At 37.7% G+C, this 21,037-nt stretch carries 15 protein-coding genes; 14 read left to right on the forward strand and 1 reads right to left on the reverse strand.

Annotation, left to right across the window (positions count from 1 at the left end; all coding sequences use genetic code 11):
• The first annotated feature begins 18 nt into the window (after positions 1-18).
• The 11 genes from U9R83_RS07945 (at position 19) to U9R83_RS07995 (ending at position 16,430) form a co-directional block, all read left to right on the forward strand.
• Positions 19-1,476: a glycoside hydrolase family 32 protein gene (locus U9R83_RS07945; RefSeq protein WP_243550307.1), complete on the forward strand. Its 1,458-nt coding sequence runs from the start codon at positions 19-21 to the stop codon at positions 1,474-1,476.
• A gap of 273 nt (positions 1,477-1,749) precedes the next feature.
• Positions 1,750-3,210: a protein adenylyltransferase SelO gene (locus U9R83_RS07950; RefSeq protein ID WP_328575188.1), complete on the forward strand. Its 1,461-nt coding sequence runs from the start codon at positions 1,750-1,752 to the stop codon at positions 3,208-3,210.
• A gap of 590 nt (positions 3,211-3,800) precedes the next feature.
• Entirely contained in the window at positions 3,801-5,252 is a 1,452-nt protein-coding gene (locus U9R83_RS07955; RefSeq protein WP_243549038.1) for a glycoside hydrolase family 68 protein, read from the forward strand.
• 356 nt (positions 5,253-5,608) lie between these two features.
• Positions 5,609-8,395, forward strand: a complete 2,787-nt coding sequence (locus U9R83_RS07960) for a sigma 54-interacting transcriptional regulator (RefSeq protein ID WP_243549039.1) — start codon at positions 5,609-5,611, stop codon at positions 8,393-8,395.
• A 254-nt stretch (positions 8,396-8,649) separates the two neighbouring features.
• Positions 8,650-9,090 carry a mannose/fructose/sorbose PTS transporter subunit IIA gene (locus tag U9R83_RS07965; protein ID WP_014460796.1) on the forward strand — a complete coding sequence of 147 codons (441 nt, stop codon included), beginning with the start codon at positions 8,650-8,652 and terminating at the stop codon, positions 9,088-9,090.
• Positions 9,087-9,581 carry a PTS system mannose/fructose/N-acetylgalactosamine-transporter subunit IIB gene (locus tag U9R83_RS07970; protein WP_013056296.1) on the forward strand — a complete coding sequence of 165 codons (495 nt, stop codon included), beginning with the start codon at positions 9,087-9,089 and terminating at the stop codon, positions 9,579-9,581. The genes U9R83_RS07965 and U9R83_RS07970 overlap by 4 nt, the downstream gene beginning before the upstream one ends.
• Before the next feature lie 12 nt (positions 9,582-9,593).
• Complete coding sequence (locus tag U9R83_RS07975) at positions 9,594-10,400, forward strand: PTS mannose/fructose/sorbose transporter subunit IIC (RefSeq protein ID WP_013056297.1); 807 nt, start codon at positions 9,594-9,596, stop codon at positions 10,398-10,400.
• A 26-nt stretch (positions 10,401-10,426) separates the two neighbouring features.
• Positions 10,427-11,254: a mannose/fructose/sorbose PTS transporter subunit IID gene (locus tag U9R83_RS07980; RefSeq protein WP_013056298.1), complete on the forward strand. Its 828-nt coding sequence runs from the start codon at positions 10,427-10,429 to the stop codon at positions 11,252-11,254.
• Positions 11,255-11,340: 86 nt separating this feature from the next.
• On the forward strand, positions 11,341-14,919 hold the full coding sequence (locus tag U9R83_RS07985) for a GH32 C-terminal domain-containing protein (RefSeq protein ID WP_279401008.1): 3,579 nt from the start codon (positions 11,341-11,343) through the stop codon (positions 14,917-14,919).
• A gap of 194 nt (positions 14,920-15,113) precedes the next feature.
• Positions 15,114-15,911, forward strand: coding sequence for a type I methionyl aminopeptidase (gene map / locus U9R83_RS07990; protein ID WP_243550311.1), 798 nt, complete (start codon positions 15,114-15,116; stop codon positions 15,909-15,911).
• A gap of 210 nt (positions 15,912-16,121) precedes the next feature.
• Positions 16,122-16,430 carry a DUF5634 family protein gene (locus tag U9R83_RS07995; RefSeq protein ID WP_221779570.1) on the forward strand — a complete coding sequence of 103 codons (309 nt, stop codon included), beginning with the start codon at positions 16,122-16,124 and terminating at the stop codon, positions 16,428-16,430.
• Between the two features lie 855 nt (positions 16,431-17,285).
• Here the strand turns inward: U9R83_RS07995 and U9R83_RS08000 are convergent.
• A complete protein-coding gene (locus tag U9R83_RS08000) occupies positions 17,286-17,759 on the reverse strand; it encodes a YbaK/EbsC family protein (RefSeq protein WP_034267780.1) in 474 nt (157 codons plus the stop codon).
• A gap of 317 nt (positions 17,760-18,076) precedes the next feature.
• On the opposite strand from U9R83_RS08000, the gene U9R83_RS08005 reads away from it, so the two are divergent.
• The 3 genes from U9R83_RS08005 (at position 18,077) to hutH (ending at position 21,001) form a co-directional block, all read left to right on the forward strand.
• The gene (locus U9R83_RS08005; protein ID WP_221780236.1) at positions 18,077-18,268 is read left to right on the forward strand and encodes a hypothetical protein; all 192 of its coding nucleotides are present in this window, start codon (positions 18,077-18,079) and stop codon (positions 18,266-18,268) included.
• A gap of 37 nt (positions 18,269-18,305) precedes the next feature.
• Complete coding sequence (locus tag U9R83_RS08010; protein WP_014460777.1) at positions 18,306-19,130, forward strand: aldo/keto reductase; 825 nt, start codon at positions 18,306-18,308, stop codon at positions 19,128-19,130.
• Between the two features lie 359 nt (positions 19,131-19,489).
• Positions 19,490-21,001, forward strand: a complete 1,512-nt coding sequence (gene hutH / locus U9R83_RS08015) for a histidine ammonia-lyase (RefSeq protein WP_243550313.1) — start codon at positions 19,490-19,492, stop codon at positions 20,999-21,001.
• Positions 21,002-21,037: the final 36 nt, after the last annotated feature.

Consider the following 21,037-nt stretch of genomic DNA (forward strand, 5'->3'; position numbering starts at 1 on the left):
GATATGATAATGTTAACGATAAATAAAATCGAGCAAGCTCAAAATTCATTAAATGAAGCAGAGAAAAAGGTAAATCATCAATATCGGTTAGGTTATCATATTATGGCGCCAGCGAACTGGATTAATGATCCTAATGGGCTGGTTCAGTATAAAGGAGAATATCATGTTTTTTATCAACATCATCCTTATGACGAGAATTGGGGGCCGATGCATTGGGGACATGTAAAAAGCAAAGATCTTGTTCATTGGCAGCATTTACCGATTGCTTTAGCTCCTGGAGATACATTTGATAAAGATGGATGTTTTTCTGGAAGTGCCGTGGATAACGAAGGAGAGCTTACGCTAATTTATACAGGACATAATTATATAGACAAAGAACTGGATACTTTTTTTCAAAACCAAAATATAGCTGTTAGTAAAGACGGCATTACCTTTGAAAAAGCAGAGGTCAACCCAGTTATTGCTGAGCCACCGGCAGATAGCTCTCATCATTTTCGAGATCCTAAAGTATGGAAGCACGAGGATTTCTGGTATATGATTCTAGGAAACTCAACAAAGAAACAAGAGGGACGTGTTATCTTATACCGCTCTTCAAATTTACGAAAATGGGAATATGTTGGCGTCCTTGCTAAAAGCGATGGGAATCTAGGGTACATGTGGGAGTGTCCGGACTTCTTTGAGTTAGACGGAAAACATGTTTTAATGATTTCTCCTCAAGGGATAAAAGCAAAAGGCGATTCCTATCACAACCTTTTTCAAACAGGATATTTAGTTGGAGAATATAGTTATGAAACTAATACATTTCATCATGGGTCATTTACTGAATTAGATCACGGCCACGATTTTTATGCTGTTCAAACGCTTTTAGATGATAAAGGAAGACGAATTGCAATTGGATGGATGGACATGTGGGAAGCCAATATGCCAACTAAAAAAGATGGATGGTGCGGTGCGCTAACGCTTCCGAGAGAACTAACTTTAAGAGAGGATAAAGTGTTAATGAACCCCGTCCAAGAGCTTACATCACTTCGGAAAGCTCAATATAATATGCTAACCAATAAAGTTCTTTCTGAAAGCTATGTAGTAGAAGTAAATGAAGACTTGCTAGAGATACAAGCTGTATTTGATTTAGCGGACTGCCAAGCTTCATCAGTAGGAATAAAAATTCGTGGAATAAACAACGAAGAAACGCTTATGTGTTATAACCTAAATGAGCAAAAGCTATTGCTTGACTGTACTCACTCGGGAAAAGAAGATGGAGTTAGGAAAGTAGCGTTACAAGCAGGTGAGACACTAGCTTTGCGAATATTTGTGGATCGTTCTTCCATTGAAGTATTTGCAAACGAAGGACAAGCGACCATGACGAGCCGTATTTACCCAAAAGAAAGCAGGCTTGGAATTGAGTTATTTACTGAAGGAGGAGACGTAATCGTAAAAGAGTTAACGTATTGGAATTTAAAAGATATTTGGGGGTAAAATACAGAGGAAGAAGTATATTAATACTTCTTCTTTTTTGAGCATTTAATAGCTCGTCAACAAAGTGGAGGTATATAAATGAATAAGGCACTTTAGATTAAAAGTACGAGCAAATACGATATAATAGTAAAAGAGATAATGAATGAAAGAGAAACTGTCCTGCTCTAAGATGCCCAAAAGAAAGCAGGATAGAGCAGGGCGACTGCGCGTATAAAACCACGATCAGTAAAGAAAAGAGTTATGTTTTAAGACACAAAAAGAAAAGGAGATACGATGACTAATCCAAAAGAAACAGGATGGAATTTACGTAATAGCTATGCGGAGTTACCAAACATCTTTTTTACGCCTCTTGATCCTAATCCAGTAAGTTCACCTAAAATAGTCAAATTTAACGACTCTTTAGCCGCATCTCTAGGGTTACAAAAAGAACAGCTGCAAAGCCAAGAAGGAGTTAGCATTTTAGCTGGAAACAGTGTCCCAAAAGGTGCTTTCCTGCTTGCACAAGCTTATGCGGGACATCAATTTGGCCACTTTAACATGCTAGGAGACGGACGGGCTATGCTGATAGGGGAGCAAGTTACGCCTTCAGGTGAACGAGTGGACCTTCAGCTTAAAGGCTCAGGCCGAACTCCGTATTCCCGAGGAGGAGACGGTCGTGCAGCTCTAGGACCTATGCTGCGTGAGTATATTATTAGTGAGGCCATGCATGCTCTTGGTATTCCAACTACTCGGAGTCTAGCAGTCGTAACAACAGGCGAATCCATTGTTCGTGAAAAAGAACTGCCGGGGGCGATTTTGACGCGTGTAGCTTCCAGTCACCTTCGTTTTGGCACATTTCAATTCGCTGCAAAATGGGGAACAGTGGAAAACCTTCAAGCTTTAGCTGACTATGCATTAGAACGTCACTTTTCCCACATAGAAAAGAGTGAAAAAAAATATTTATCATTGCTTCAAGAAGTGATTAAGCGTCACGCTACCCTAGTTGCTAAATGGCAGCTTATTGGTTTTATCCACGGCGTCATGAATACGGATAATATGACAATCAGTGGAGAAACAATTGATTATGGACCATGTGCATTTATGGATACCTATGATCCAGAAACTGTATTTAGTTCAATTGATGTACAAGGGCGCTATGCATATCAAAATCAACCAGGCATTACAGGGTGGAATCTTGCGAGATTTGCTGAAGCTTTATTACCGCTATTGGATCAAGATATAGAAAAAGCAGTTGAAATAGCGCAAAGCGCCGTGACCGAATTTCCAAAATTCTATCGGGAAAACTGGCTGGCAGGTATGCAGGCTAAACTTGGGCTTTTTAACGAAGAAAAAGAAGATGAAGCATTATTCCAAGAGCTTCTTACAATAATGAAAACCTATAAAGCTGACTATACAAATACGTTTCGTGCATTAACTTTCGATAAACTAGGCAATAGTGATCTGTTTGAAAGCGAAGAATTTGCACAGTGGCATGAGCTATGGCAGAAAAGACTAGGTAGACAACAACAATCTAAAGCGGAGTCACAAGAGCTTATGAAAAATAATAATCCGGCTGTCATTCCTCGAAATCACCGAGTGGAAGAAGCGTTAGACGCAGCACAAAAAGGAGACTACAGCGTCATGGAAACCCTTCTTGAAGTGCTTTCTAGCCCATATGAACCTCCGGGTCAGCCAGAGTATTGTACACCGTCTGCTCCGTCTAATCAGCCTTATCAAACGTACTGCGGAACTTGATTCATTTAAATAAGAACAGCTATTTAAAGGTAGCATAAATGACATCAAAAAGGGCTCTTTATAAAGAGCTCTTTTTGATTTTCTGAAAAATGTATTATTGATTAATTGAAATGATAGCGATTCCTTAGGAAGAGTTGTATAAAATTTAACAGTATAAAAGAATCAAAATAAAAAGAGATTACCTAATTCTTTTGTCTCTTATTATTACCAGTAGAAACTATTATATAATAAATTATTCCACTATTTCACAAAAAATACATTAACGATATTTTTTTGAAAATGGCTTACTTTAACAGCTGTAGGAAAGCTTATAAAAGAATAGTAGGTTAAATATGATGATGAATTTGCCGAGTTAATTAAAAAGTTAAAGATTTAAGACTTTATAACTAAATCAAAAAAACAAAGGGAGAAAAAAGGGTATGATCACTCCATTTTACCTATTTGACTTTTCAATACTATGCAAGTAATCTTGGAAAGGTGATGGAACCGGTTCTGTTATTTCACCAGATGGATATGACTTCTCGATACATAGAAAATGGATTACTTGTGAGTAACACAAGAAAAAGTATTGTACAAAAGGGAGAAAACAGATGAACATTAAGAAAATCGCAAAGCGAACAACAGCATTATCTTTTGCTACAGCTATGTTAGTAGGTGCTGGATCTCAAACATGGGCTGCTGAAAGCAATCACAAAGATACAAATAATAATTATAGAGTTTCTCATATTACACGTGATAACATGCTGAAAATTCCTCAGCAGCAAAAAAGCGAACAGTTTAAAGTTCCAGCTTTTGATAAAGCAACAATCAAAAATATTGCCTCTGCAAAAGGGTATGATAAATCGGGTAATTTAATTGACTTAGACGTATGGGACAGCTGGCCTCTGCAAAATGCTGACGGAACAGTAGCCAACTACCATGGTTACCAAGTTGTATTTGCACTAGCAGGTGATCCTAAAGATGCGGATGATACATCTATTTATGTGTTTTATAAAAAAATGGGTGAAGAGTCGATTGACAGTTGGAAAAATGCAGGAAGAGTGTTCAAAGACAGTGACAAATTTGTACCGAATGATCCTCATTTGAAAAAACAAACACAAGAATGGTCAGGATCTGCTACTTTAACATCAGACGGAAAAGTACGCTTATTCTATACTAATTTTTCAGGTACAAACTATGGAAAACAAACCTTAACAACAGCTCAAGTAAATGTATCTCAGCCAAGTGCAGATACGTTAAAAATTGAAGGTGTTGAAGATCATAAATCCATTTTTGATGGTGACGGTAAAAAATATCAAAATATTCAGCAGTTTATCGACGAAGGCGCATATGGTTCAGAAGATAATCATACGTTGAGAGATCCTCACTATGTAGAAGATAAAGGGCATAAATACCTTGTGTTTGAAGCAAACACAGGAACTGAAGATGGTTATCAAGGTGAAGATTCCCTTTACAATCGAGCTTACTACGGTGGAAACAATCCATTTTTTCAATCAGAAAAAGAGAAATTACTGCAGAGTTCTAATAAGAAGAAAGCCTCTTTAGCAAACGGCGCATTAGGCATTGTAGAACTAAATAACGACTATACCTTAAAAAAAGTAATGGATCCACTGATTACTTCAAACACGGTAACAGATGAAATTGAACGCGCAAATGTATTTAAAAAAGATGGGAAATGGTACTTATTCACAGATTCTCGCGGATCTAAAATGACTATTGATGGTATCGGCCAAGATGACGTATATATGCTAGGGTACGTATCAAATACGCTGACAGGAAAATACAAGCCGCTAAATGATACAGGACTTGTTTTACATATGGACCTCGATCCTAACGACAAAACGTTTACGTATTCACATTTTGCAGTTCCACAAGTGAAAGGAGACAATGTCGTAATCACAAGTTACATGACAAACAGAGGCTTCTATTCAGAGGAACACTCTACGTTTGCTCCTAGCTTCTTGTTAAATATTAAAGGATCAAAAACAGCTGTTGTGAAAAATAGTATTTTACAACAAGGACAATTAACTATAGATAAATAATTTTAAAAAACGAAAGAAAATGGTGACAACTGCTGCTGTTTTCTTTCGTTTTATTATGTAATCAAAAATATGCTGTAACTGCAGTGCTAAGTAAAATAAAAAAGTAGTATATACAGATTCACAGTTATTCAAAGAAAATGAAACATTCAGACAGACTATAACTTTAAGAATGAAACCGGTTGACATGCAAGGTTGACTAACTTAATATATTTACATATAATGGCTTGAAACGCTTTCATAGATTAGTATGACATGATGGTACTTATAGATGAAATAACTTGTAGTAGTAGGGGATGTCTCATTTCTTTGAAAGAGAACCTCCCGATCGTGAACTGAAAATAAAGAAGGTGCTTCTAATGAAACGAATTGATAAGGTATACAATCAGCTGTTGAGTAATTTTCAGGAGTTTACAGAAGTGGAACTTTTACATAAACAAGGAAGTTCAGCGATTGAAATTGCTGAACAGTTAGATTTAGAGAGATCTAATGTAAGTCTTGAACTGAACAAACTTGTCCGGATGCAAAAAGTAATCAAAATTAAAATGTTCCCCGTTCGCTACGTTCCGCTAGAGGTTGTCGAAACCATTAGTCGTCAAAAGTGGGATACGAATAAGATGGAAGTAGAAAAACTAGAGCAGCTATTTAATGAGGGAAAAGAAGAAGCTCTTCCTGCTAATCCTTTTGAATTAATGATTGGAGCTACAGGCAGTTTGAAAAAATCGATTTCTCAAGCAAAAGCTGCTGTTCTTTACCCGCCCAACGGATTACATATGCTGCTATTAGGCCCCACGGGATCAGGAAAATCTCTTTTTGCAAAACGAATCTATCAATTTGCCTTATATTCAGAGAGGCTAAAAACAGATGCCCCGTTCATTACCTTTAACTGCGCTGATTATTACCATAATCCTCAATTACTTCTTTCTCAGTTATTTGGTCATAAGCAAGGGAGTTTCACTGGAGCAACTGAAAGTAAAGTAGGTTTAGTAGAACAAGCAAATGAAGGCATTCTCTTTATGGATGAAATACACCGGCTTCCTCCTGAAGGCCAAGAAATGCTTTTTTACCTCATTGATCAAGGCACGTACAATCGCCTAGGGGAAACAGATCATAAGCGAACGTCTAAAGTATTAATTATTTGTGCTACAACTGAAAATCCCGGTTCAGCCTTACTGCAAACTTTCTTAAGAAGAATTCCGATGACTATCCATATTCCGTCATTAGAAGAGCGATCTCTAAAAGAAAAGATACGTCTCACAACGTTTCTTTTAGAACAAGAAGCTAAACGAATTAATAAAAAGCTAAGTGTCCACATTGATGTATTAAATGCTTTAATACACACTGAAAAATTCGGGAATGTAGGGCAGTTAAAGTCCAATGTACAGCTCGTTTGCGCACATGGGTTTTTAAATAACCTTGATAGTAAACATATGGTGGAACTTACAGTGAGAGATTTGCCTGACGATATTAAACGAGATTGGATTTCAAATAGTAAAAATATGGAGCGCAGCAGAAAAATTTCTGAATATGTAAACCTCAAAACGATCATTTCTCCGGCTATGGAGAGCCGAGAAATAAAAATGGAGGAAGACGTATCATTTAATTTATATCAGTTAATAGAAGAAAAAGTAGATGTTTTAACAAAAGAAGGTTTATCTCAAGAAGACATCAATCAATATATTCTTACCGACATTCATTTGAATGTTCGGAGCTTTTTTAATCAAAAAAATGGCCAGAGTTCTAATTTAATGAAATTCGTAGAAGACGACGTGATTCAACTTACCAAAGAATTAAAACATTTAGCAGAAAAAGAATTGAACTGTAAATTTGATCGCAGATTTATTCATTTTTTAAGTATGCATATGGAATCCTTTTTAAAGCGAAAAAAACAAGTAGACGTATTAAATACAAAGGAGATAGATGAAATTCGCGAAACATATCCAAAAGAATATGCGGTAGCCCTGCTTTTTAAAAATCGAATTGAAAAGTGGTTTAACATTGTCGTGCCAGAAATAGAAGTCATTTATCTCACAATGGTTATTCAATCCATTCGAACGTTAGAAGAAAATAAGCGAGTGGGGATTGTAGTTGCTGCACATGGAAACAGCACGGCCACTTCTATGGTAGAAGTGGCTACGGAGCTTTTAGGAAGCACTCCTATTATAGCTATTGATGTGCCTTTGACGGTATCTCCGGTCGAGATTGTAGATAGGTTAATCCAGGGAATTAAGACAGTAGATGAAGGAGAAGGCGTATTAATGCTCGTGGACATGGGTTCGCTTGCCATGTTAGAAAGCAAGTTGGAACAAAAAACAGGGGCTAAGATTAAAACAATCAGCAACGTGACGACGTCTATGGTGTTAGACACCGTTAGAAAAGTAAATTATTTAGACTTAAATTTATATGCCATATTTGATTCGGTGCAAAAAGACTTTATGGAATTTATAGATAAGCAGCAGCACGTGTTTGGAAAAAAGAAAGCACTTGTTTCTATTTGTACAACAGGAAGCGGTACAGCAAAACAATTAGAAAAAATCTTAACGATTATTTCACGCAAAGTATCTCAAGAACCTATTAAAATTCTAACCGTTTCTTCTATTAAATTAGCAGCAAACATTCGAGAAATTCAAAAAGAATATGAAATTGTTGCAACAGCAGGTACTAAAAATCCAAGGATTGATGCGCCTCATGTATCATTAGAAGTCCTCATTGAAGGGCAGGGAGAGCGAATACTTCAACAGGCAATTACAAAAGAAACGATACGCTATGATGACGAGAAAACCGAAGCGAATATTGTGGTGCGTGAACTTTGCGAAGAAAACTTGCGAAAGTACCTTCTATTTATTAATCCATACCTCATAAGTGAAATTCTGTTAGAGTGGTTAAGTCACGTACAAGATGAGTTAGAAATGGAATTAAGCAACACTGTTATGATTCGAATTGTGATGCATACAGCCTTTGCTTTAGAAAGAATGATAAAAAATGAACCTCTTACTTTTCCAGAGGATGAAGAAATCACTCATCAGTTAGAAAATATTTATCAAAAAACGGAAAAAACATTACAAGCCGTCGAAAAAAAGCTGAAACTTACCTTAACAAGAGATGAAAAATTATTTATTGCTACCATTTTTGCGGATGAAATGTAAAAATCATATTATAATTCTGAGAAACTAGTTTGATTTATATGCCACTAGTTTCTTTTTTTATCCCACTTTTTAAATAACAGAAAAACCTGTATTAAAACGCATGACGTTTTGATACAGGTTTGTTTATTTTAAGAAACCTGTATCAACAACACAGAAAAAGGTATTGGAAAATAAATGAAAGCGCTTAATACTCTTTGTTGGCACGATACTTGCAATAAATAAGTGTAGAACGTAAAAGAGAGGAGCAAGTGTACATGATTTCAGTCATTATTAGTGGACATGGTGATTTCGCACCAGCATTAGAAGGGTCTTCCAAAATGATATTTGGTGAAGAGAATCACGTAGTAGCCGTACCTTTTCTAAAAGGAGAGGGTATCCAAACCCTTGAAGAAAAATATAAGCAGGCACTAGAGGAAATGCCTTTAGAAAATGAAGTGCTTTTTTTAGTCGATATTTTCGGAGGTACACCCTACAATGCGGCTACTCCCTATATCCTTAAAAATAAAACAGCGGATATGGTATCCGGAGTTAACTTGCCTATGCTGTTAGAAGTGTTAGCCATGCGAGAACACGTTACGTTAAAAGAGATGTTAGGAAGATTAAAGCAAGTGAATGAAGAAAGTTTTCAAGTGTGCAGTGAACATTTGGAGAAAATCCAGCAAGCAAACCAAATCGGAGAGGATGGATTATTATGAAAATCGTTTTAGCAAGAATTGATGATCGCTTTATTCACGGGCAGGTATTAACAAGATGGATCAAAACAAATGCAGCAGATCGAATTATTATTGTTTCAGATGAGGTGGCAGCGGATGAAATGCGAAAAACGCTTATACTTTCTGTGGCTCCTTCGAATGTAAAAGCGAGCGCTGTCTCGATTTCTAAAATGACAAAAGCCTTTCATAGTCCGCGTTATCAGGATACAACAGCCATGCTGCTGTTTGAAAACCCCGCAGACATTGTCGCTCTTGTTCAAGCGGGCGTACCTATTGAGACAGTAAACGTAGGGGGCATGCGTTTTGCTAATGACCGAAAACAAATCACTAAATCTGTAAGCGTTACCGAAAAAGATATCGATGCTTTTGAGAAGCTGCAGGAACTAGGCGTAAAGCTTGAGCTGCGCCAATTACCTTCAGATTCTAGTGAAAATTTTATTCAACTACTGAGAAACGAAACAAAAATCAAATAAGGAGATGAGTTTATGTCTTCCATACAAATTATTTTATTATTAGTCATTGCAGCGGTAACTGGGATCGCAAGCGTGTTGGACGAAGGGCAATCCCATCGTCCTCTCATTGCCTGCACGTTAGTAGGCTTGGTGCTTGGAGATTTAAAAACCGGCATTATTTTAGGTGGAACACTGGAATTAATGGCTCTTGGATGGATGAATGTTGGATTGGCGATGGCACCTGATACGGCTATTGCTTCTGTTATTTCAACTATTTTAGTTATCACAGCTGGTCAGGGGATTGGTGAAGGCATTGCGGTAGCTATAGCTTTAGCAGCTGCAGGGCAAGTACTCACCATTTTTGTTCGTACCATCACAGTATTTTTAATTCATCGAGCTGATAAGTATGCGGAAGAAGGAAACTTTAAAGGAATTGAAATTATGCATATTACTGCTATGGGTTTTCAGGCTCTCCGTGTTATGATTCCAACTTTAATTGTTACATTAATCAGCGTAAGCGCCGTGCAAACTTTCCTCGGAAATATTCCGGAAGTTATTACAAAAGGCCTACAAATTGGAGGAGGCATTATCGTGGTCGTAGGATATGCCATGGTTATCAATATGATGAACATTCCTCATTTAAAGCCCTTTTTCTATATCGGGTTCTTATTGGCGGCATTTACAGGGTTTAACCTGGTAGGATTTGGAGCGCTGGGTCTTTGTTTAGCACTTCTTTATCAGCAAGTAATGCAGCAGCGAAATCAAATGCAGCCGGCGGGCGTTCCCGCAGCTACAGGGAGCGAACAAGTATATGATGATGACGATGATTTAGATGCCTAAACGGCGAACTTAAGGGAGGGATAGAGATGGAAAATGAAAAAAGATTAACGAAAAAAGATATCTTTAGCATGTTCATTCGTTCGAATTTTTTACTCGGTTCATTTAACTTTGAGCGTGTTCAGGCAATGGGCTACTGTTATGTTATGATTCCGGCAATCAAACGTTTATACGGACCAGGGGCACAGCGAAATGCAGCACTAAAGCGGCATTTAGAATGGTTCAATACACATCCATGGATTTCTGCACCTATATTCGGCGTAACGGCAGCAATGGAAGAAGAAATGGCAAACAAAAAAGATTTTGATGAAAAAGCTATCAGCGGAATGAAAATTGGATTAATGGGACCGCTTGCTGGTGTAGGAGACCCTATTTTCTGGGGAACGCTGCGGCCAGTTCTCGCAGCACTAGGCGCATCTCTTGCGTTAGGCGGGAATATTGCCGGGCCACTGCTGTTTTTCATCTTAATTAATGCCATTCGATTAAGTACAAAATATTATGGATTAAAATATGGCTATTTAAAAGGAACAGAAATTTTAAAAGATTTAGTAGGGAATCGAATTCAAAAACTGACGGAAGGTGCGTCCATTTTAGGACTCTTTGTAATGGGAGCATTGGTTTCGAAATGGACCACTATTAATATACCAGTGGTTGTTTCTAGGATCAAAGATGATTCTGGTAAAGTTGTCGTGAAAACCGTGCAAGACGTACTCGATAGTATTCTACCGGGACTGCTACCTTTAGCGCTAACTTTATTAGTAGCATGGATGCTTCGAAAAGGTACAAATCCGCTGCTTATTATTTTCGGTATTTTCTTAATCGGTATAGGAGGTTATTGGATCGGCTTTTTAGGCTGATAAGTAAGAGGAGTCATCTATTCTTCTAGCATCTGCTGGTGAACATGTTTTACATAGCCAGTATGCCAATAAAGGAGGAAAGGAAGATGAAAAGAACCGTCAAAAAGTTATTAATGATTGGAGTCGCTTGTTCTATAAGCTTGTTTTCTGTATACCCTGTATTAGCTGATAATACAGGGTATTATCAAGAAAAATACCGGAATCAATTTCATTTTTCTCCAGAAGCGAACTGGATGAACGATCCAAATGGAATGGTCTATTATAACGGGGAGTATCACCTTTTTTATCAGTATTATCCTTACGGTACCACCTGGGGACCTATGCACTGGGGGCATGCAGTTAGTACAGACTTAGTGAAATGGAAACACTTGCCGGTTGCTCTTTCTCCAGATGAGAACGGAGAGATCTTTTCAGGAAGTGCCGTTATTGATTGGAATAATACCGCAGGGTTTGGAAAAGAAGCGATGGTAGCTATCTTTACGCACTCGGGCAGTAAAGGGCAGGTGCAAAGTCTAGCATATAGCAAGGACAGCGGAAGAACGTGGACCAAATATGAAGGAAATCCTGTTATGCCGAATCCCCCAGTTCCTGACTGGCGCGACCCAAAAGTATTTTGGCACGACCAAACCAAGCAGTGGGTGATGTCTTTAGCTGCTAAAGATAAAATCATGTTTTATACATCACCTGACTTAAAAAGTTGGAAATACGCAAGTGAGTTTGGATCTGACGGAGGGATTCAAGCAAACGGTCAAAGCGGTGCCTATTCATATACTTTGTCTGAACAAAAAGGTCAATCCTTTACTCTAGAGGGAGAAATTACACTTGTAGAAAAGAATGGACGCGAAGGTGCAGGAGGCCTTGTTTTTCGTTCTGATAAAGATGCAACAAATGCATATACCGTCAATTTAGATGCTGAAAAGAACCTCTTAACACTTAACAAAGTAGAGAAAGGAAGCGTAACGACCGTGGTTTCAAAGCCAATGAGGCTGGATACGTCACAAGCGTATCACGTGAAAGTAGAAGCAAACAGTCACCACTTTAAGATACTGCTAAATGGAAAACAGGTTTTAGAAGGCAGTGATGCATCTTTTGAAAACGGTCAGTTTGGACTAACAGCATGGAATTCCACAGCTGTCTTTCGTCATGTTAAATTTACGAATCAATCTAATTTCATCACCAATCTATCTAACTGGAAACCTGTTACGGGAACATGGAATGATACTACTGATGGAAAAATCGGTAAATCTGACAGCGACGGATATATTATGAGTGAAGAACAGGGAGATCAGTTTATTTACGAGTCAAATATGACATTTTTAGATGAAAACCATGGTTCAGGTGCACTACTTTTTCGAGCAGACGCGGAAGCCGAAAACGGATATATAGCTAGCGTGGATGCTTCTAAGGATACCGTCAAACTAGTCAAGCTTCAAAATGGCATTTCAACTGTACTTGCTGAAACAAACGAAAAAATTGATACGAGCAAATCACATCAAGTAAAAGTAACTGCATCGGGAAATGAACTTGATTTGCATATAGACGATAACTTCACCCTTACTGCAAAAGATGAAACTTTTTCAAAAGGATTGTTTGGATTACACGTTAATCAATCTTCAGTCCGGTTCCAAGACGTTAACATGACCAAGTTTATTGATACGGATGAAAAGGAAATTAAAAATAAAAGTTTTGAAACAGGAGATCTCACCGGCTGGAAAACAATAAAAGGAAATGCATTCACAAATGATCATGTAACGGACGCCACCGCAAATTGGAGCGGCCTCTTTGAACAGAAGGGAAAGTATCATTTATGGGGGTTTTCTGATAAGCATGATGGCGATAATGCCACGGGGGAATTACATTCATCTTATTTTAAATTGAGCGGTTCAGGTGAAATCAATTTGTTAATAGGAGGAGGAAACGACTCCGCAAATCGCTATGTATCCTTAGTCCGGGCCTCTGACGACAAAGAATTGATTCGTCAAGCGAATACAAAGTTTGCAGATGAAAAGTACCAGCGCTACGTGTGGGATGCTTCTAAGTATATAGGAGAAGTACTGTACATTAAAGCCGTTGATCAAGCTGTAGGAGGATGGGGGCATATTAATCTAGATGATGTGAATGTATTTAATACAGAAAAAATGCCGGAGAAAGTAGATAGTGTAGCAAAAGAACCAGAGGAAGCTAAACAAAGAGAAGGCGGAGAGCTTTCAGATTGGAACACAGTGTCAGGAGAATGGGTGAATTCAACTCACGGAAGCAACGGAGGAATTTGGGAATGTCCTACTTTACTCGAACTGCCGGTTGATGGAGACAGCACGAAGAAAAAATGGGTACTGCAAGTCAGTATCAATGATGGAGCGGCAGCTGGAGGTTCAGGTATGCAGTACTTTGTTGGTGATTTTGACGGAAAAACATTTAAAAATGAAAACCCGCCAGAGGAAGTGCTTTGGACAGATTATGGTGCCGACTTTTATGCTGCTGTAGATTGGAGCGGTGTTGAAGGAGATAACGGAGAAAAGTATTGGCTAGGCTGGATGAGCAACTGGCAATATGCCAACAATACCCCAACTACTACTTGGAGAAGCTCTATGTCAATCCCAAGAAAAATAGAACTAACCAACACAGCAAAAGGGCTTCGGTTAAAACAAATACCTGTTTCAATTGATTCAATTCGCAATAAGCAAGAAAAAAAGGTGTTGAAGAATCTGATGGTTACTGAAAACAAAAATCTTCTTTCAGGCATACAGGAAAACAAATATGAAATCATTGCAGAATTTGATGTTTCTACTACAGATGCACAAGAATTTGGTTTTCAAATTCAAAAAGAAGGCAGTGAAAATACGAAAGTCAGCTATAACATAAACAAACAGCGATTGTCTGTTGATCGAACAAACTCTGGAAGTTTTGATTTTGGTGAAAATGTGAAAGGCAAGCACTTTGCTTCCATGCTTCCAAAAGACGGAAAGGTTAAGCTTCATATGTTTGTAGACCAGTCGTCTGTAGAAGTATTTGGCAATGACGGCACGGAAGTAATAACAGATCAGCTCTTTCCAACGCTTTCAAGCAATAAAATAAGGCTTTATAGCAAAGGAGGAGCTGTAAAATTAAATTCTCTCAAGATGTATCCATTAAAATCTATTTGGAATGAAAGTCCTGTTGATACAAACTTATCTGAATGGAAGAATATTAGCGGACTATGGGCCGATACGATTAACGGAAAACAAGGACGAAGCAAAGAAGATTCCTTTACCTTATCATCAAAAGAAGCAAAAAATTTCACATATGAGGCAAAGATAAAGGTGTTAGACGATCCCGTTTCAAATTCTACAGGAGCAGGAGCACTAGTATTTCGTTCGGATGAACAGGTAAATAACGCTTACGCTGCGAATGTAGATGTGCTTAATAATCAAGTGAAACTCATTGCGTTTAGAGACGGAATAGGAAAGGATCTCATTATTTACGACGATGGGGGAAAGCTGGATTTAAAACCAAATACGGATTACCATCTAAAAGTGATGGCTGAAGGAGAACACATTCAAGTTTATCTCGATGATAAGCTTGTGATTAATGCAGTGGACCATACCTTTTCAGAAGGCTATGCGGGGTTGAATGTGTGGAATTCTACTAGTTTGTTTAATGAAGTGAAGCTTGAAATAGTGGATTAAGGGATTGTGAAAGCATCTCCTTATTTGAGGGATCTTTTATATAACATAAAAAAGCATGCTGCGGTGAAGTAGCATGCTTTTTTGAATTTCATAGGTTAATGAAGAGGATTTTGACATATGATAAATATCTTACTAGTCTAATTAATCGTACATTTTAGTTCTTAAAAGGTCTTTTGAAAAATCCTCATAAAAATATGATAAAATCGGATAGGATATATATTTCGAGGAAGGAAAGTGTTTTTTTTATGATTATTGGTAACGAACAGGATTTAGAAAGTTTACGCAAAATTGGACGTATCGTTGCACTTGCGCGCGAAGAAATGAAAAAACAAGCAAAAGCAGGTATGACAACAAAAGAGCTTGATATGATCGGTAAAAAAATATTAGATGAACACGGTGCTATTTCTGCACCTGAAAAAGAATATAATTTCCCAGGTGTAACGTGCATTAGTGTCAACGAAGAAGTGGCTCACGGTATTCCGGGAGACCGCGTATTAAAAGATGGCGATTTAGTAAATGTGGATGTATCCGCAGTACTTGATGGCTATTATTCGGATACGGGTATTTCATTTGTTATTGGGCAAGACGAAGAAAAAGAAAAGCTGTGTCAAGCTGCAGTAGATGCATTTTGGGCAGCTATGAAAAAAGTAAAAGCTGGTTCAAAACAAAATCAAATTGGTCGTGCTGTTTCTAACTTTGCACACCAAAACGGATATGCTGTTATTGAAAACTTAACGGGTCATGGTGTTGGCCGCAGCTTGCATGACGCTCCTAACCACATTTTAAACTATTATGATCCAATGGATAAAGCCCTCTTGAAAAAAGGTCTTGTTATTGCTGTAGAGCCATTTATTTCTATGAAGGCTGATCATATCATTGAACGCGGAGACGACGGCTGGACGTTTGTTACACCTGATAATAGTCTTGTAGCACAATGTGAACATACGATTGTTGTAACAAATGGTGAACCGATTATTTTAACTGAACTATAATCAAGTTTTCCTATAGATTTCGGTAACAAAAAAGCTACTTCACTTAGCAATGTTTTTTCATTGCATTATAGTGAGGTAGCTTTTTTATTACTATGTAATGAATGACTATTATATTGACTTGCTTTGTTCATACGACGTTTGAAAGATAGTGTAATTGAATATGCTCAAGGGAATGCTAAGTATAAATCAAAATGAAAAGGGGTATGAAATGTGGAATATGTAGGAAGAGAAGCGATTGTAAGTGAACTGACTCATCATATGGATGACATTTTAAACAAATATAACCTTCAAGGCGTCTCCGTATATGAAGAGGAAGGAGAAGGTAATCACTATTATCTTGGCTACACAGTAAAAAAGAACGATCATGTGTTTATGGTTAACAGACCTTATATAAAAGATAAAAACGGGAAACTAGCAGTAGAAAAGCAAGAATGGACTCTTCAAGGTAACGAAGGAGAAACAAATGGATATGCATCGCTTGAAGATGCATTTCAAAAAATTGATGAAACCATACATTAAATAATTCTTTGAATTTCAGTTCAGATTTTTCTTTGAATGCGTGAATCTGAACAGTAGGGCGCTAATGGCTGTCGTGCTTCTTTCACCTATACTATCTAACTTTTCTTTGCTATAAAGTCTAGAAAATTACATGTAATAAAAAATTGTTTTTTTAGGTTTTACTATATAAATACGGGGTACACATATAGTACAGCAGCTATCATACAAATGGTTGTTGTGGAAGGTTAAATACTTAGCGTTTGAAGGGACTGATTAGTTTTGAAAGGCTTAACAGCGACTTCAGCAAATGTATTACCGCAAATTGAAAGTAGATATTCGTATCTCACGCAAGGCACTTTGGTTATGAACCGATATACGTAACGAAAGGGCCTGACTAGGCAAACAAAGGAAAGACTGAATCAACGCGAAGAAGCCTGCATCTAAAAATGTAGGCTTCTTCTTTTTTACAGATGAAACTAAGATGATGAATGAGTACATAACGGGTATAAATTAAAAGGATTCACATTCAGTCCATTTTCCGTGCACGTTTTTCTTGAAAAAAGCTCATAAGTTGAAGATACTGTATATAACTATGTAAAAGAATTTTTGAATACAAAATAGTAAATCTGCTTGAGGTGAAAATGATGAGAAAAGCAAATAAAAGTGAATTTCTGTGGAATACGTTAGACGGCTGGCTTTTTATCCCTAGGAACATTCCTTTACTATTTCTTTTTGTATTTCTCTTAGGGGTTTCTTACCTAGGTTGGGTTAAGTTGTTTCATAAATTCGTTTAGATACATCAACAAGCTGAAATGAGAAATTGTTTCAGCCTGCTGGTGTCTTGATTAATTATATCTGTACCGTCATTCACATAGATTACTCATTCCATCCTTTGCACACATCAACCCATTTTAAGCATTTCGAAAATTCTTCTAGTTCGGGTATTGTTAATTCGATTGCACTATTTCCACTTCCACATGCAGGGAAAACAGTAACAAAACGTTTCAGAGATTCATCTAGATACACGTGAACACCTTCATTAACAGCAAACGGGCATACTCCGCCTACAGCATGACCAATCAGCGTTTCTACTTCACTTGCTCCAAGCATTTTTGCTTTGGTTCCAAACTCTTCTTTGTATTTTCGATTATCAATTTTCGCATCTCCTGCTGCCACAATCAATAAAACGGTTCCTTCTGCGTTAAAAGAAAGACTTTTTGCAATCCGTTGCGGCTCACATTTTAAAGCTTGCGCTGCCAGTTCTACAGTAGCACTGGACTCATCCATTTCAATAATTCGATTCTCCATGCCATATTGTTTAAAATATGCTTTTACTCTTTCAATCGCCATTTTTTATATCCATTCCTTTCGTTAACTCTTGCAAATATGTATGATTGCCTTACAGAGAACGTACAGTTTCTCTTTGAAGTAAAAAGATTCTTATTATTTTGTATATACGGAAATTATACACAACTTCTCAGTTAAAAGCACATATTCGTTTTAATTAAAAAAGTTACGTAGGTAAAGTATTTTTAGCTGATTGAAGCAGGATTACGGAACCCTTTGACGAATGTAACTATGTCGGCTGCGAAAACATAGGCATTAGAACAAAAGATAAATGATGAAATTGAAAAGGCGCAAACGTTCTAGTGAAATGAGGAGAAGGAATGCCAAATTTACACACTGTCGTCAGTTTTTTTAGCAGTACATGTATGGCAACGATGAGTATGATTTATTTGTTTTCCCTTGTACCGAGGGCATGGTCTTTTAAATTTCGATTTGGAGCCATGATTGTAGGAATCCCAGTCGGCATTATAATGGGCCAGGTTGCTATGCTGATCGGCTGGCACCATCATTAAAACTTTGAACTTTTTAACAAAAAAGGAGACATGTAAAATGAATATTGTTACATTAAACAACGGCTTAAAAATGCCTCAGCTTGGATTTGGCGTATGGCAAGTAGAAGATAACCAAGCAGCAGCTGCAGTGTCAAAAGCAATTGAAGTTGGATATACGTCTATTGACACAGCTATGATTTATAAAAATGAAGAAGGAGTAGGTCAAGCGATTAAAGAATCTTCTGTTCCTCGGGAAAAGCTTTTTATTACAACAAAAGTTTGGAACAGCGACCAAGGCTATGAAAATGCACTACGTGCGTTTGATGAAAGCTTAGAACGATTAGGACTTGATTATGTCGATTTATATTTGATTCACTGGCCTACTCCTCAATATGATGAGTATGTGGAGACGTATAAAGCATTAGAAAAGCTTTATCACGACGGAAAAGTAAAAGCAATTGGGGTCTGCAACTTTGAAATTGAGCATTTGGAGCGCTTGTTAAATGAATGTGACGTAACGCCTGTTTTAAACCAAATTGAGTGCCATCCGTATCTTGCTCAAAATGAATTAAAAGAGTTTTGCGCTAAACATAATATTTTCGTGGAAGCATGGAGCCCTCTTGATCAAGGAGGAGAAGTGTTACAAGATGAGGTTATTCAAAAAATTGCTGAAGTACATAGCAAAACTCCGGCTCAAGTTGTATTGCGCTGGCATTTACAAAACAACACAATTGTCATTCCTAAGTCAGTTACGCCATCTAGAATAGAAGAAAACTTTAACGTGTTTGATTTTGAACTCACTGCTGATGATATGGCAGAGATTAACGGGTTAAACAGCAACCGCCGCAAAGGTCCGCACCCAAGTGACATGAACGTCCGATAACGTTTAAAAAATAAAAATGTGCAGCCTGAACCATGGCTGCTATGAGAAAATAACGGTTTTATTTCAGATTATTTTAAATTTTCTTAAATAATAATTGACAAATGATTAATTCAACGTAATACTTAGTGTAGGTACCCTAGTTGCTTTAAGTTGTACAGCTTAAAGTGTATAGTGATTTAGTCATTTAGCGATTGTTTGTATGCATAAGGTAAAATGCCGATTATTAATAAAAGCCCATAGTTTAAGTAGGTTAGTTTATAGGGGGCTATATCAAAAGGAGCTTGTTTCCTCTTTGATATAGCCCCTTTTTGTGTTCAAAAAGAAAAGATAGTCTACAGTTTAACAAGGGAGCGGGTATGATGTTTATTCAAATTGATGGAAATTCACTGACGTTCGACCAAATTTACAAAGTTATTTACCAAGGATACTCCGTGAAAATTAGCGATCACGCAGTTGAACATATACAAAAAAGCAGAACGTTAGTTGAAGAGAGCATTACGAACAACAACGTAATTTACGGAGTCAATACGGGATTTGGAAAGTTTAGCGATACGGTTATTTCAAAAACAGACTTAGCTGATCTGCAGATTAACCTGATTCGCAGTCATGCCTGCGGACTAGGAGAGCCATTCTCGTTAGAAGTAAGCAGAGTCATGCTGCTTTTACGAGCGAACGCATTAGCTAAAGGATATTCCGGAATACGACTGGAAACCTTGCAGCTTCTTATCGATTGCTTAAATCAAAACGTAGTACCGGTTATCCCGAGTCAAGGTTCGCTTGGAGCTAGCGGTGACTTAGCCCCGTTATCACATCTAGCGCTGCTGCTAGTTGGAGAAGGGGAAGCTGTATATAATGGTCAGCAAATGCAAGGAGAAGAAGCTTTAAAGCTAGCGGGGCTTGAACCTATACAATTACAGGCGAAAGAAGGGCTAGCTTTGATCAACGGCACTCAGGCAATGACGGCTGTAGGAGTAGTTTCGTACCTTGAAGCTCAAAAGCTCGCTGATCTTGCTGACGGAATTGCAGCACTAACATTAGAAGGTCTGCAGGGTATTGTAGAAGCATTCATGCCCGAGTCTCATGCAGTAAGACCTTATCCGGAACAACAGCAGGTAGCTGCTCGAATTCTTTCGTACTTAGAAGGCAGTCAATTAACTACTTCTCAAGGTCAAATGAGAGTGCAAGATGCTTATTCACTGCGCTGCATTCCTCAAGTTCATGGTGCTATTTATCAAGTTTTAAATTATGTAAAAGAAAAGCTGTTAATTGAGGTTAATTCAGCAACCGATAACCCGCTCATCTTTGCTGACAGCGGCAAAGTAATTTCTGGAGGGAATTTTCACGGGCAGCCTATTGCGTTTGCTATGGATTTTCTAGGAATTGCAATGGCGGAGCTTGGGAATATTTCTGAACGGCGCATTGAACGAATAGTAAACCCTCAGCTTAGTGGGCTGCCCGCATTTTTAAGTGCAGATCCAGGTCTAGAGTCCGGGCTCATGATTACTCAATACGCTGCAGCTTCATTAGTTTCCGAAAATAAAGTATTAGCGCATCCATCAAGTGTTGATTCTATCCCATCTTCAGCAAATCAAGAAGATCATGTCAGCATGGGAACGACTGCTGCACGTCATGCTTATCAAATTATCCAAAATACACGAAGAGTTCTATCAATTGAAGCAATTTGTGCCGCTCAAGCAGCCGATATTCAAGGAGTGGATAAACTCGCTTCAGAAACAAGAAAAATTCATTCAAGAATTAGAAAAACCGTACCAACCATTATTAAAGATCGAATTTTCTCACGTGATATTGAGGCGTTAGCAGCTAATTTCAAAACTTTTGTGCAAGATACTAATTATGAACTAGCGCTGTAATAAAAAGTTAGTTTAACAGTTTTTCATTTTTATAGA

The organism is Priestia sp. LL-8 (assembly GCF_036227845.1).
Classification (GTDB): Bacteria; Bacillota; Bacilli; order Bacillales; family Bacillaceae_H; genus Priestia; species Priestia zanthoxyli.